Origin of the sequence: Pseudomonas sp. MPC6 (assembly GCF_006094435.1) — a bacterium.
GTDB lineage: Bacteria > Pseudomonadota > Gammaproteobacteria > Pseudomonadales > Pseudomonadaceae > Aquipseudomonas.
The window spans coordinates 756,860-769,851 of the sequence record NZ_CP034783.1 but is presented as its reverse complement, the minus strand read 5'-3'; the positions used below and the strand labels follow the sequence as shown (position 1 = coordinate 769,851).

At 61.0% G+C, this 12,992-nt stretch carries 11 protein-coding genes; 5 read left to right on the top strand and 6 right to left on the bottom strand.

All coding sequences use genetic code 11. From position 1 onward, the window contains the following. The first annotated feature begins 33 nt into the window (after positions 1-33). Positions 34-2,811, top strand: a complete 2,778-nt coding sequence (locus tag ELQ88_RS05460) for a hybrid sensor histidine kinase/response regulator (protein WP_138964062.1) — start codon at positions 34-36, stop codon at positions 2,809-2,811. Between the two features lie 64 nt (positions 2,812-2,875). Then, a complete protein-coding gene (locus ELQ88_RS05455; protein ID WP_064675696.1) occupies positions 2,876-3,472 on the top strand; it encodes a MarC family protein in 597 nt (198 codons plus the stop codon). A 60-nt stretch (positions 3,473-3,532) separates the two neighbouring features. Here ELQ88_RS05455 and ELQ88_RS05450 read toward each other — a convergent pair whose 3' ends face one another. The 6 genes from ELQ88_RS05450 to ELQ88_RS05425 form a co-directional block, all read right to left on the bottom strand. After that, the gene (locus tag ELQ88_RS05450) at positions 3,533-4,324 is read right to left on the bottom strand and encodes a hypothetical protein (RefSeq protein WP_138964060.1); all 792 of its coding nucleotides are present in this window, start codon (positions 4,322-4,324) and stop codon (positions 3,533-3,535) included. Between the two features lie 232 nt (positions 4,325-4,556). Beyond that, the gene (cobJ, locus tag ELQ88_RS05445) at positions 4,557-6,260 is read right to left on the bottom strand and encodes a precorrin-3B C(17)-methyltransferase (protein ID WP_138964058.1); all 1,704 of its coding nucleotides are present in this window, start codon (positions 6,258-6,260) and stop codon (positions 4,557-4,559) included. Further along, positions 6,260-6,991: a precorrin-2 C(20)-methyltransferase gene (locus ELQ88_RS05440; protein ID WP_128874488.1), complete on the bottom strand. Its 732-nt coding sequence runs from the start codon at positions 6,989-6,991 to the stop codon at positions 6,260-6,262. Before ELQ88_RS05440 ends, cobJ begins: the two co-directional genes overlap by 1 nt. Beyond that, positions 6,991-7,617, bottom strand: coding sequence for a precorrin-8X methylmutase (locus tag ELQ88_RS05435; RefSeq protein ID WP_138964056.1), 627 nt, complete (start codon positions 7,615-7,617; stop codon positions 6,991-6,993). Before ELQ88_RS05435 ends, ELQ88_RS05440 begins: the two co-directional genes overlap by 1 nt. After that, positions 7,610-8,917, bottom strand: a complete 1,308-nt coding sequence (gene cobG / locus ELQ88_RS05430) for a precorrin-3B synthase (RefSeq protein WP_138969483.1) — start codon at positions 8,915-8,917, stop codon at positions 7,610-7,612. The genes ELQ88_RS05435 and cobG overlap by 8 nt, the downstream gene beginning before the upstream one ends. A 127-nt stretch (positions 8,918-9,044) precedes the next feature. After that, positions 9,045-9,797, bottom strand: a complete 753-nt coding sequence (locus ELQ88_RS05425) for a hypothetical protein (RefSeq protein WP_138964054.1) — start codon at positions 9,795-9,797, stop codon at positions 9,045-9,047. A 166-nt stretch (positions 9,798-9,963) separates the two neighbouring features. Here ELQ88_RS05425 and cbiE point away from each other — a divergent pair, with 166 nt between their 5' ends. The 3 genes from cbiE to ELQ88_RS05410 are packed head-to-tail and all read left to right on the top strand — an operon-like array spanning position 9,964 to position 12,987. Beyond that, positions 9,964-11,175, top strand: a complete 1,212-nt coding sequence (gene cbiE / locus ELQ88_RS05420; RefSeq protein WP_138964052.1) for a precorrin-6y C5,15-methyltransferase (decarboxylating) subunit CbiE — start codon at positions 9,964-9,966, stop codon at positions 11,173-11,175. Beyond that, positions 11,168-12,265 (top strand): cobalt-precorrin-5B (C(1))-methyltransferase, encoded by a 1,098-nt coding sequence (locus ELQ88_RS05415; RefSeq protein ID WP_138964050.1) that lies wholly within the window; start codon positions 11,168-11,170, stop codon positions 12,263-12,265. Before cbiE ends, ELQ88_RS05415 begins: the two co-directional genes overlap by 8 nt. Beyond that, complete coding sequence (locus ELQ88_RS05410; protein WP_138964048.1) at positions 12,262-12,987, top strand: cobalt-precorrin-6A reductase; 726 nt, start codon at positions 12,262-12,264, stop codon at positions 12,985-12,987. The genes ELQ88_RS05415 and ELQ88_RS05410 overlap by 4 nt, the downstream gene beginning before the upstream one ends. The last annotated feature ends 5 nt before the right edge of the window (positions 12,988-12,992 follow it).

Here is a 12,992-nt window from a genome sequence, read left to right as displayed (position 1 = left end):
TATTCTGGCATCAACCTACGAAGGGATTTCGCCGTGCGCTGGCTCAGGATTGCCATAGGTTTCACTGTCACGCTGATGACGCTGCTCTGCATGCTACCGGCCCAGGCCGCGCAGGGCAGTGGCTGGGCGGTATTGCTCGATGAACAGGGCGACCTGCAACTGAGCGACATCCGTTCCGCACGCTACACCAATCAATTCAGCCCCATCGAACTCGATCACCTCACCGCGGCCGAGCCCGATGGCGCGATGTGGCTGCGTTTCAGGCTTGCCCCCGGCAAGCACGAACAGTTGCTGCGGGTATTCGCTCCCGACCTTTCCGATCTCGATCTGTATGTGCTGGAAGGCGACAGCCTGATCGAGGAGCTGGATGGCGGCGCAGATCAGCCTCGGTCTGAGCGGCCACTGCCCAACAGCGACTTCATGTTGCCGCTACCCCAAAGCGACAAACCTCTCGACGTTTACCTGCGCCTGGTGTCCGAACACCAGATGCGGCCGTACATCACCCTGCAGTCGGCCATCATGACTGCGGCCAATCAGAACCAGACCCTGATCTACGGCCTGCTGTTCGGCTGCCTCGGGATGCTGATCCTGCACAACCTGATCCGCTACGCGTACACCCGGTCGCGCAGTTGCCTGTGGCTGTCTGGCTGTGAAGCCTTGTTGATGCTCAGCCTGGTGCTGCTGCTGAATCTGGCGGGGCCCTGGTTGCCGGACTGGCATGCGATCCAGACGCCTGGCGCTTACCTGGCCCTGCTGCTGACCGCCCCGTGCGGCCTGATGTTCGCCTATCGCTTTTTCGCCCCGCTCGGCCCGCACCCGCTGAACAAACTGCTGCTGGGCGACATCGTGGTCATCATCGCCTGCGGCCTGCTGCTGTTGTTCGTCAATACACTGCCGCTGAACATCATCACCTACGCCCTGGTCGCACTGGCGGGCCTGAGCATGTTGTTCGTCAGCGCCCATCACTGGCAAAAAGGCTATCGACCCGCACGCCTGTTCGTGGCGGCGATGGTGGTCTTCAACGTCGGCACGCTGATTATCCTGCCCGCCCTGCTGGGGCTGACCCTGGTCGAGCCGCAAGGCCTGATCACCGCCCTGCTGGTGTTCATCTGCATCAGCGGCTTGCTGATGAGCATCGCCCTGAGCGAACGCCAGCGCAGCATCACCGAAGACCGCTTCAGCCTCAGTCGCGACCTGGCCGCCAGCAATGCCGAGATCAATGCCAAGGCCGAATTCCTGGCAAAAATCAGCCACGAGATCCGCACCCCGATGAATGGCGTGCTGGGCATGACCGAACTGCTGCTGGGTACGCCCCTCTCGGTCAAGCAGCGCGACTACGTGCAAACCATCCACAGCGCCGGCAACGAACTGCTGACGCTGATCAACGAGATCCTCGACATCTCCAAGCTCGAATCCGGGCAGATCGAGCTGGATGACGTTCAGTTCGATCTCAACGCGCTGATCGAAGACTGCCTGAGCATCTTCCGCGCCAAAGCCGAGCAGCAGAACGTCGAATTGATCAGCTTTATCCAGCCGCAAGTGCCACGGGTGATCAGCGGTGACCCGACGCGCCTGCGCCAGACCCTGCTGAGCCTGCTGGAAAACGCCCTGAAGAAAACCGATGAAGGCGAAATCCTGATCGTCGTCGCCCTCGACGAGCGCAGCGCCAAACCGCGCTTGCGCATCGCCGTGCAGGACAGCGGCGAGCCCATGGACACCGAGGAACGCGACGCGCTGATGCACGCCGAACTGCACAGCAAAAACTTTCTCTCGGCCCCCCGTCTGGGGGGCAACCTGGGCCTGGTGATCGCCCGTCAGCTGATCCGTTTGATGCACGGGGAGTTCGGCATCAAGAGCGGCAGCACCCAGGGCAGCACCTTGTGGCTGACCTTGCCGCTGGACCCTGACCGCCTCGAACACCCGACCTCCGATCTCGATGGTCCGCTGCAGGGCGCACGGGTGCTGGTGGTGGACGACAACGACACCTGTCGCAAGGTCTTGGTGCAGCAGTGCACCGCCTGGGGCCTGAACGTCAGCGCCGTCCCCTCCGGCAAGGAGGCCCTCGCGCTCTTGCGCACCAAGGCCCACTTGCGCGATTACTTCGACGTAGTCCTGCTCGACCAGAACATGCCCGGCATGACCGGCATGCAACTGGCGGCCAAGATCAAGGAGGACCCGAGCCTCAACCACGACATCCTGCTGATCATGCTCACCGGCATCAGCAATGCGCCGAGCAAGATCATCGCGCGCAATTCCGGGATCAAGCGCATCCTCGCCAAGCCCGTGGCCGGCTACACCCTCAAGACGACACTGGCGGATGAACTGAACCAGCGTGACAAGGGCCTCGTCGCCTCGCATCAGCTGCCTCCCGGCCCTGCCCTGCCGGTCAAGGTGCCCAGCGACTTCCGCATTCTGGTGGCCGAAGACAACAGCATTTCGACCAAGGTGATCCGCGGCATGCTGGGCAAACTCAACCTGCAACCCGATACCGCCAGCAATGGCGAAGAAGCCTTGCAGGCGATGAAAGCCCAACGTTACGACCTGGTATTGATGGATTGTGAAATGCCGATCCTCGACGGTTTTTCCGCCACCCAGCAATTGCGCGCCTGGGAAGTCGGCAACCAGCGAACCCGCACCCCCGTGGTCGCGTTGACCGCGCACATCCTCGCCGAGCACAAGGAACGCGCGCGCCAGGCCGGCATGGACGGGCACATGGCCAAACCGGTCGAGCTGTCGCAGTTGCGTGAACTGATCGAACACTGGGTTGCCCAGCGCGATGAGCAGAACCGGGCGGCGACGCAAACGTCCTGAGCCGACAGACTCCACAGTGCCTGATAGACTCCCCCTCGACTTCCCTCGCCAGTGAGCGTGCACCATGCTCCACGTGTTGTTCAGCGTTTACCTGAAGATGCTGGTGCTCTACAGCCCGTTCTTCGTATTGTCTTGCTTCATCAGTCTGACCCGCGGTTATTCGCGCAAGGAACAACGCCGGCTAGCCTGGAAAGTGGCGACTGCCACGCTGGTGTCCAGCGTCTTGCTGTATCTGTTCGGCAGAGTGATTTTCAATGTCTTCGGCATCACCGTGGACGCCTTCCGCATCGGCGCCGGCAGCGTGCTGTTCATCTCGGCATTGGGCATGGCCCAGGGCAAGTCGGCGGTGCAGACCGACAACGTGCAACAGGACGTGACCATCGTTCCGCTGACCATTCCCCTGACGGTCGGCCCCGGCACCATCGGCGCCCTGCTGGTGATGGGCGTGAGCCAGCCGCACTGGGACGACAAGCTCATGGCCATTGTCAGTATTGCCCTGGCCAGTTTCACCGTCGGGGTGGTGCTTTATCTGTCCAACCGCATCGAACGTATTCTGGGTGACCAGGGATTGCAGATTGTCAGTCGATTGATGGGGTTGTTTGTGTGTGCGTTGGCAGCACAGATTATTTTTACCGGGGTGAAAGGGTATCTGGTGCCTTAGCGGCAGCCGCGACTTAAAGCCAGAGGCCCGAGCTGGACGCCTCTGGCAACTGAACGTCATTTAAACCGGCGAGAATTCCATGAAAATAACTTCTCTGAGATCGTCGAGATACTGGATGCACTCAGCCTCTTTCCTCAGGTCGTCCTCGTGAATACTGAAGTGAGCTTTACCTTGATGGATTTCGACATCGGCACTGTCCCATTCCACAAAAAGAATTTTTGTATTACCCGCCGATGAGTCATAACGCAACGTACCCACGACCATCGTCACTTCAGCATCATCGTCCTGTTTGCACGCAGACACACCAAAGCCTGCACCGTTGGCTTCGGCCGCATGATGCTCGAGAAGCTTGACGGCATCAGGTTGTTTCTTTAGCGCCTCAACGGTTTTGTCCGCGACAACTTTCAGCGCACTCGCCGCGGAACCCGTCAAACCACCGACAGCAGAATGAACAATATCCAAGGCTATATTGTCCATTGTAAGCTTAGCGGTGCTGGACTTGTATTCAGTGAAAGCGCCGTAATATTCGGTCCAGCCCATCGAAAACATTAGCTTTTTGAAGCATTCATAACGAGCCACTTTCGCTGCTTTACCTGGGTATAAGAACCTTGAAGCAATATCGGCGTACGCGTACGTGTTTTTTACAATACGTTTGTTACGCCGGGTCATTCCCTCCAGAAAACCAACTACAGCGCCACCCATGACTGCGGCATTCAGCTCATCCCTATCAATCGGTAACGTAGCCGCCGAACGCACACGAGCTTTCGGACCGACACGTTCAAGTTTGGCTCGACACTGTTCAAGACATTGATCGAAATAAGCACTCGCTTCTACTTCATTCATCCTATTCATTTCAATAAATCCTTTTATTTGAATATTCACGACAGCCTGAATTAGCTCTCCACTAAAACCTATCGCACCCAACAAAAAACTTCAACATTGTCAAAATCAAAAAAGAACAAACCATTAACTTAAGGAATTAACCTACATACTCTGGCGCTTTTTTTCACGAGACCAAAAATAAAAAGCCACGGCAACTGGAGTAAACACTCGTCGCCATGGCTTTTTCAATAACGAGCACGGCTCAGGAGGTGGGTTTCTCTCCGTACCAGCGCGGGGTGTACACCCAATCGCCGCCGCCTGGACGTGCAAATACGCAGGTAGTAGACGATCCCACCAGGACCATGGTGCGCATATCCACCTGGTCCGGAGTCAAATGGCCAAGCGTCGTCACTCGTAGCGTCTGTCCTGGGCGACCGATGTCGCGCCCCAGGACGACCGGCGTCTGAGGCGTACGATGTCGAGCGACGATTTCCAGCGCCCGGCCAAGCTGCCATGGACGGGAACGCGAAATCGGGTTGTAGAACGCCAGCGCCAGGTCAGCCTGTGACGCCAGATCGAGGCGCTTCTCGATAATGTCCCACGGTTTGAGGTTGTCAGACAGCGACAGCACACAGAAGTCATGACCCAAGGGGGCACCGGCCTGGGCGGCTGTTGCCAGGGACGCGGAAACGCCCGGCAGGATTTCCAGATCGACGTTGTGCCACGCCGGATCGGTGGACTCGTGCAGGGCTTCCAGCACCGCCGCAGCCATGGCAAAAACACCCGGGTCGCCCGATGAAACCACCACTACCGAACGCCCTTGCGCCGCCAGCGCGAATGCGTGACGCGCACGCTGCATCTCTTCACGATTGTCGGTGCAGTGCATCACCTGGTCGGCGCGGAATGGGCCGGCCATGCGCACATAGGTTTCGTAACCCAGCACGTCATTGGCGCGAGCCAGCTCGGCCTTGACCGCCGGGACCATCAGTTCGGCAGCGCCAGGGCCCAGACCGATCACCGCCAGTCGGCCGCGCAGACGGCCAATCGTCAAGGGATCCAACGGTTTCTCGGCTACCGCGATGGCAATGGCCTCATCACCCAGGATCAATACAGGCTGCTCGATGGCGTTGCTTGCCAGCGTGCTGAGCGCACCGACATCGTCGGCAAAGCGCAACGGCACGCCCAGCTCAAGCGCCGCTTCACGCAGCGTCGGACTGGCCATTTCGGTGTCGGCAGCCAGCAGACAGGCCACCGATTGCACGGCGACCTTTGCCCGATGCAACGCGTCGCGAACGGCGCCGGGCACACTGACTGCGCAGGCACTCACCGCGACCACTACGTTACGCGGATAGATCAACAGCTCGTTGGCCGCAGGCTCGCGCTCGGCATGACCGACATGCACCGCCAGCCGTGCTCGCGGATTTTCCGGCAACTGTGCTTGCGCCAACCATGGGGCCGCCCCCTCGATGCGCACTGTTTCACCCGCCAGCAAATCGGCAACGAAGCGCTTGCCCAGTTCCAGATCGCCGAGGGCATACCCGCTTGGCGGATTGAGCAGGCACGTGCCGAAACGCAATTCACCACTGGTGGTGATGGCTGCCGCCACGTCCAGCACAGTCGCAATTTCTCGTGCCAGGACATTCACGCCGCCCAGACCACCGAGCAGCGGCACCACCGCGCTGCCGTCTTCGGCAACGGCCAGCACCGGCGGCTCGGCGCCCTTTTCAAGCAGCAGCGGCGCCAGGGTGCGGATCACGATGCCGGCTGCGCACAGGGCAATGATGGGAGTGTCCTGCTGATAGAGTTCGCGCAGGGTGGTGCCAAATTCGTGATATTCACGATCCGCACCCTCGACCCGTGCGGCCAGACCATGGATCAACGCGCCGGGGTAAGCCTGCTGAATTTTACGCGCGGTCGCGAGGCTGCCATTGCCGAGAATGACAATCGCCGGAGCTGGACGAGTCATCAGCCTTGCCACCTTTCACCAGGGACGATGATCAGCGAAAAGTACGGGGACGACATCGGCTCGACCTGATCCAGCGGCACGATCTTCTGATTGGCCATGGTCGCGCGTTCGACGTACAGCGCACGGTCGGCCAAGCCGAGCTCCTTCAATACCTGACGGACTTTCGGGAAGTTGCGCCCCAGCTTCATGATCACCGCCGCATCGGCATCCGCCAGGCGTCGCTTGAGATCATCGTGCGGCAACACGCCGGACAGCACCGACAGGCTCTGATTTCGATACACCAACGGCGCACCGAGTACCGAAGCGCCGCCGAGCATCGAACAGACACCCGGCACGACTTCAGCCTCGTAACGCTCGGCCAGACGATCGTGCAGGTACATGTAGGAACCGTAGAAGAACGGGTCACCTTCACAGATCACCGCGACGTCACGGCCGGCGTCGAGATGCGCGGCCAGTTGCTGGCCGGCCGTATCGTAGAAATCGCTGATCACTTGCTCATAAGACAGCGGCGCCGGTAACGCTTCGGTGGTCACCGGGTACACCAGGGGCAGCAAGGTTTGAGCGTCCTGCAGATGCGCTTCGATAATCCCGAACGCGTTGCCCTTCTTGCCCTTGGCGACGAAGTACGCCACCACTGGCGATTCGCGCAGCAGACGCAGGGCTTTGACAGTAATCAACTCCGGATCACCGGGGCCGACGCCAAGGCCGATCAATCGTCCAGGTGCCTGCATCATTCGATCTCCGTGGCGAGGGCATTGACGGCGGCGGCGGCCATGGCGCTACCGCCCAGCCGGCCTTGCATGATGACGAAAGGCACGCCGCGACTGTCCGCCGCCAGCGCTGACTTGGATTCGGCGGCGCCGACGAAGCCCACTGGAAAGCCAAGGATCAGCGCGGGTTTCGGGGCGCCGGCATCGAGCATTTCCAACAGATAAAACAGCGCGGTCGGTGCATTGCCGATCACCACCACGCTGCCCTCCAGGTGCGGTCGCCACAGTTCGAGCGCGGCGGCGGATCGAGTGTTGCCCAACTCGCGGGCCAGTTCGGGGACGCTGTCATCGCGCAGGGTGCAGATGACCTGGTTGTTCGCTGGCAAACGGGTGCGGGTCACGCCTTCAGACACCATCCGCGCATCACACAGAATCGGTGCGCCGGCGGCCAGCGCCTCACGCCCGGCCTTGCCCGCGCCTGCGGAAAACTGCAGACCGTCTATCGCATCGACCATGCCGCAGGCGTGGATCACCCGTACCGCAAGTTTCTCCAGATCGGCCGGTATCCGGTCGAGATTGGCCTCGGCGCGAATAATCGCGAAGGAATTGCGATAGATCTCCTGACCGTCGCGAATGTAATCAAGCATCAAGGGGGCTCCGTGAACGGGCGTCGAGCAAGGCGCCGACCGCTTCAATAGTAAGGTTGCGTGCGTGCAGGGCGCCGAAACCCGGCTGCCGCGCATCGCGAAAATAGAGGTCGTAGTGACCGGGGCCGGCAGCCAGCAGCGTGACCGGAGCCACATGCGCAGCGGCACAGGAGCGCGAGCAACCGGACAGATGAACGTTTGAGACTTGAGCATGGCCCTGCAGCAGAGCCGCCAGTTGCAGGGCATCACCCTTGGTGTCGGCCAGGCCTTTGTCGCACCCTGTCGAACCGGTGCAGGCGATCAACCGCGACAAGGCTTGATCGGCTTCGCACAACAGGCCCAACTGATGCAGGCGGCGGATGACTTCGGCGGCGTTTTCGCTGCGAATGTTCGGCAACAGCAGGCTTTGCCATGGCGTGAACCGCAGCGTTGCATCACCGTATTCCTGCGCCAGTCGAGCGGCGCCTCGGAGCATGGCGCAATCGAGCCGGCCCAGCGGCGGCACGGCGCCGACATAGACATGACCGGCTTGCGCCTGCGGATGAGCGCCAATGTGCAAAACGCTTGAATTCAATGAACGCTGCCAGTTTGCAACAGGTTCGAAGGGCACACGCTCGGCCAGTCGGGCGAGGAACTCGGCGGCCGGCACGCTGCTCAGCAAATGCCGCATCCGCGTTTGATCGGGAGCCGCCAGCTCCAGGAACAATTCGAGTACTGCGACCACCACAGCATGGCCATCTTCGAGTGCAACAGAACCCGCCGGCCGATCCGTGGGACATCCCGCCAGGCCGAAAGCCAACCGCCGCTCGCCCTCATGTTCGACGGCCGACAACCACAGATCATGGGGATGCTCGAGCATCGCCAGACTTTCGCCGCCATCGAGTTGCACCGCGAATTTGGCGCTGAGCGCGTGAAAGGGGGCATGTCCTTGCAGGGTGGCGAGGATCCGCCGGGCCAGGTCGCGTGTATCGAACAGCATCTGGCGATCAATTCCCGCGCTCGGGCTCAGCATCAGATTACGCACATCGTCGCCCGCCGCATTCGCAGGGCCAAGGCCTGCGGCGAGCAGACTTTCGATCAACGCTGCCTGCTCGTTGGCGATGCCGCGAATCTGCAGGTTAGCCCGGTTGGTGGCCTCGATCACTGAACGGGCATAACGCTGCGCACCCTCGGCAACGGCATTGGCCTGCACTGCACTGATGGCGCCGCCTGCGAGTTTTATCCGGCAGATACCACCATCTCTGGCCTGTACGATACGCAGCAACCCCGGACAAGCCGAGGGGCGTAAAGCGCGGGACACAGGGAGTTTGTTCAAAGGGGATGACCGGATCAGAAGTGGACGCACCTCCTGACGGAGGCGAGCCGTATTATGCCTGCTTTACCGCGCGGCATCATAAGTCCGCGTGTCGCAAATGCTCCGGCCTCCCTCACAGACGCTCCTGATAGAACTCGAACAAGGTGTCTGCGAGCCGATCGAGCCGGTCACTCAACGGCGATCGGACTTGTTCAAATCTCACTCTGTTCAGGGTGAAAGGTGCCGCTCGATGCATGAGCGTCACATGGCCCTCGTTCCAGTCCCAAAACAGAAAATTCTCGCGCCGGGATCGCGCCCTCAAGGAATAATCATTCAAATCCAGTGACAACCGCCCCTGGTTATCATATTCAGCGGGGGCGATCGCAAACTCCCTGCCACGCCGACTTTCCGTGGACAATGCCCCCAGCACCGAAGTATTAACCAATAGCGCTTCAAACATCTCTTGGGTAACTTTCGCCATCTGGCTGTTAATCGCTGCAATCCGGCGTAAGTAAGTCTGACTTACCCTGCCTGAAAAGTTATCGTAACTTTGCTCGACGACCCGTTTTTCGTCGACCTCCCAACCCATGTCTCCTAGCACGACGGCAAACAAGGAAAACCAGCCCTGAGCGTCTGTATCACGATTGCGTTCCTGACTTGCATACCACTGGGCGTACCGCACGCTTGAGTTGACGTCTCGCTTGTCCTGTCGTGTCATGCCCCTTGCCGTACTGATCAGATTACCGCCCAACAGCGATCCGCCAGCCGCTCGTTGATCCAGCAAGGCACGACTTTGAACGGCCTTTATATTTCCGGGTGCAAAATCACGTTCAAACGCTTCAGAATAAGCCGTCAAGTCCAGGCCTGCTATTTTTTTGAGATCCATAGTTCATCCATTTGACTATTAATAAATCCTTCCATAAGAATCAGGCTATACAACTTCAGATCCACCAGCCACTGACCAGCGCAGTTAACTTCATACATTCCATTACTCGAATTCACTGCCGCCGCGTTATCATGTGCCGCTTTATGCAGATGAATAGAGAACACCTATGGCACCCTGGCTGACCGTGACAGGTATTGGTGAGGACGGCTTCACCGGTTTGGGCAAGTCTGCCCGGCATGCGTTGCTGGCCGCGTCGAAGATCTTCGGCAGCCAACGACAGTTGGACCTGTTGCCACCCTGCATCCGCGGGAAGCGCCACACCTGGCCCAGTCCGTTCTCCCTCGATGCGTTGCTGGCCATGCGAGGCGAGCCGGTTTGCGTGCTGGCCAGTGGCGATCCGATGTTCTTCGGCGTCGGCGCCAGCCTCGCCCGGCAATTGCCGAGCAATGAAATGTTGATCTTGCCGGCGTCCTCTTCCTGCTCTCTGGCCGCGGCGCGATTGGGCTGGCCATTGCAAGATGTGGTGACGCTGTCGGTGGTCGCCCGTCCTGTCGCCGCGCTCAACGCACAATTATTCAGCGGCGCTCGCCTGCTGGTATTGAGTAACGACGGCCGAAGCCCTGCCGCAATCGCTGCGCTGTTGCGCGAGCGCGGGTTCGGGCCCAGTCGCCTGAGCGTGCTGGAACATCTGGGCGGCGCAGCCGAGCGACGCATCGACGGAGTCGCCAACGACTGGACCGATCCGCAAATCGCCGACTTGAACCTGATCGCCATCGATTGCATCGCCGAATCGACCACGCCGCGCCTGTCGCGACTGGCCGGCCTGCCGGATTCGGCCTTCAGGCACGACGGCCAATTGACCAAGCGCGACGTACGCGCCATCACCCTCGCCCGTCTCGCCCCGGTTCCCGGCGAACTGTTATGGGACGTCGGCGCCGGCAGTGGATCGATCGGCATCGAGTGGATGCGCGCCCACCCCAGTTGCCGCGCACTGGCGATTGAAGCCGATGAGGGGCGCCAGCAATTGATCGAGCACAATCGCGATGCCCTCGGCGTGCCCGGCCTGCAACTGATTCGCGGCAGTGCGCCGCAAGCGCTAGACGGCCTCGAACGCCCGGATGCGATTTTCATTGGCGGAGGCGTGACCCGCGATGGCGTGCTGGACAGCTGTTGGGCCCGGTTGAAACCTGGCGGACGACTGATCGCCAACGCGGTCACGCTGCAGAGCGAAATGACCCTCATGGCCTGGCGCGAGCAGCACGGCGGCGAGCTGACGCGCATCCATATCGCCCAGGCGCAGCCGTTGGGCGACTTCGATACCTGGCGCCAGGCGTTGCCGATTACTTTGCTGGACGTGGTCAAGCCCTTCGATGCGTGACGAAACCGCCGAACAACCCGCACCGCTGCGCAGCGGCCTGACCACCGGCAGCTGCGCCACCGCCACCAGCCTCGCGGCGGCTCGCCTGCTGCTCTGCGGAGTGAGTGCGGATGCGGTGCAAATCGTCTTGCCTAAAGGCAAGCAGGTACAGATGCGCCTGGAATTCTGTCGGCTGCTGGATGGGGGCGCCGAAGCCGGAACCCTCAAGGATGCCGGGGACGATCCGGACGTCACCCATGGCGCCCTGCTGTATTCGCAGGTACGCCTCGATGCTGCGCCGGGCATTCGCTTCAATGCCGGCCGTGGCGTCGGTACCGTCACCCGGCCAGGCCTGGTGCTGGGCGTCGGCGAGCCGGCGATCAATCCGGTGCCACGCAAGATGATCAGCGACCACCTGACCCAGCTCGCCGAGGAACTCGATTATCGCGGCGGTTTCGAGGTCACGGTAAACGTCGAGGGCGGCGAAGCGCTGGCGTTGAAAACCATGAACCCGCGCCTGGGCATTCTGGGTGGGCTGTCGATTCTCGGCACCAGCGGCATCGTCCGGCCATTCTCCTGCGCCGCCTACATTGCCTCGATCCATCAGGGTATCGATGTGGCCAAAACCAACGGCTACCTGCATATCGCGGCGTGCACCGGCAATGCCAGCGAAGACACCATGCGCCGGGTCTATGACCTGCCGGAAATCGCCCTGATCGAAATGGGCGACTTCGTGGGTGCGGTGCTCAAGCACCTGCGCAAGGTGCCGGTGGACAAGCTCAGCCTGTGCGGCGGCTTCGGCAAGATCAGCAAGCTGGCGGCCGGGCACATGGACTTGCACAGTCGGCATTCGAGTATCGACCTGCCGCAACTGGCCGAGTGGGCTGCCGCCATCGGCGCCGATGAGGCATTGCAGCAAGCGATCCGGGAAGCCAATACCAGCCAGCAAGCCCTGGCCATGGCCAGCGCCGCCGGGATCGCCCTTGGCGATGCGGTATGCCGGCACGCGCTGGAGTTTGCCCGTAGCGTGGTGCCGGCGCAGGTTCAGGTCGAAGTATTTGCAATCGATCGCCAGGGCGGGATTGTCGGCCACGCAGGAGCCTTTCGATGAAACGCATTTTGTTGCTGGGCGGGGTGACGGAAGCCCTGGCCATCGCCCGGACTCTTGGGCCGGAACACGTCTACAGCCTGGCCGGGGTCGGTCGCGTACCGACTGACCTGAGCTGCCAGGTTCGCGTCGGCGGCTATGGTGGCGCCGACGGTCTGGCGCAGTTCATCCGTGCTGAAGGGATCGATCTGTTGCTGGATGCGACTCACCCCTACGCCGCACAAATCAGTCAGAACGCGGCGACCGCCGCCAGCTTGAGCGCGATTCCCTGCTGGGCCCTGAGACGTCCAGCCTGGCAACCACAAGCCGGGGACGACTGGCGTGAAGTCAACGACTGGGCCGAGCTGATCCGGGCACTCAAACCTTTCCGGCGACCGCTGTTCACCCTCGGCCGCGAACCCTTGCAGCACCTGGATGAAATCCCGCCGGAGCAATTCTGGACCTTGCGTGCGCTGGAGGTTTATCCGGGCAACGAGCGCTGCGAAGTGATCGGCGCCCGTGGACCGTTCCTGATCGAGGATGAGCGCGAGCTGTTTGAACTTCGCCAGATTGATGTGCTGATCAGCAAGAACAGCGGCAGCACGGCCACCGAGCCGAAGCTGGAAGTGGCGCGGGAGCGCGGGGTGCCGGTGATTGTTCTGAAGCGGCCGGTGTTGCCGGGGGTTGATCGGGAGCTTTTGACGCTTGAGGAAACACTTAACGCATTGGCGGCTTTCACTCAGTGAGGCAG

Bases quoted from the DNA above. Each gene is read 5' to 3' on its own strand.
- ELQ88_RS05455 (WP_064675696.1), top strand. From the start codon at position 2,876: ATGCTCCACGTGTTGTTCAGCGTTTACCTGAAGATGCTGGTGCTCTAC.
- ELQ88_RS05450 (WP_138964060.1), bottom strand. From the start codon at position 4,324: ATGAATAGGATGAATGAAGTAGAAGCGAGTGCTTATTTCGATCAATGT.
- cobJ (WP_138964058.1), bottom strand. From the start codon at position 6,260: ATGACTCGTCCAGCTCCGGCGATTGTCATTCTCGGCAATGGCAGCCTC.
- ELQ88_RS05440 (WP_128874488.1), bottom strand. From the start codon at position 6,991: ATGCAGGCACCTGGACGATTGATCGGCCTTGGCGTCGGCCCCGGTGAT.
- ELQ88_RS05435 (WP_138964056.1), bottom strand. From the start codon at position 7,617: ATGCTTGATTACATTCGCGACGGTCAGGAGATCTATCGCAATTCCTTC.
- ELQ88_RS05425 (WP_138964054.1), bottom strand. From the start codon at position 9,797: ATGGATCTCAAAAAAATAGCAGGCCTGGACTTGACGGCTTATTCTGAA.
- cbiE (WP_138964052.1), top strand. From the start codon at position 9,964: ATGGCACCCTGGCTGACCGTGACAGGTATTGGTGAGGACGGCTTCACC.
- ELQ88_RS05415 (WP_138964050.1), top strand. From the start codon at position 11,168: ATGCGTGACGAAACCGCCGAACAACCCGCACCGCTGCGCAGCGGCCTG.
- ELQ88_RS05410 (WP_138964048.1), top strand. From the start codon at position 12,262: ATGAAACGCATTTTGTTGCTGGGCGGGGTGACGGAAGCCCTGGCCATC.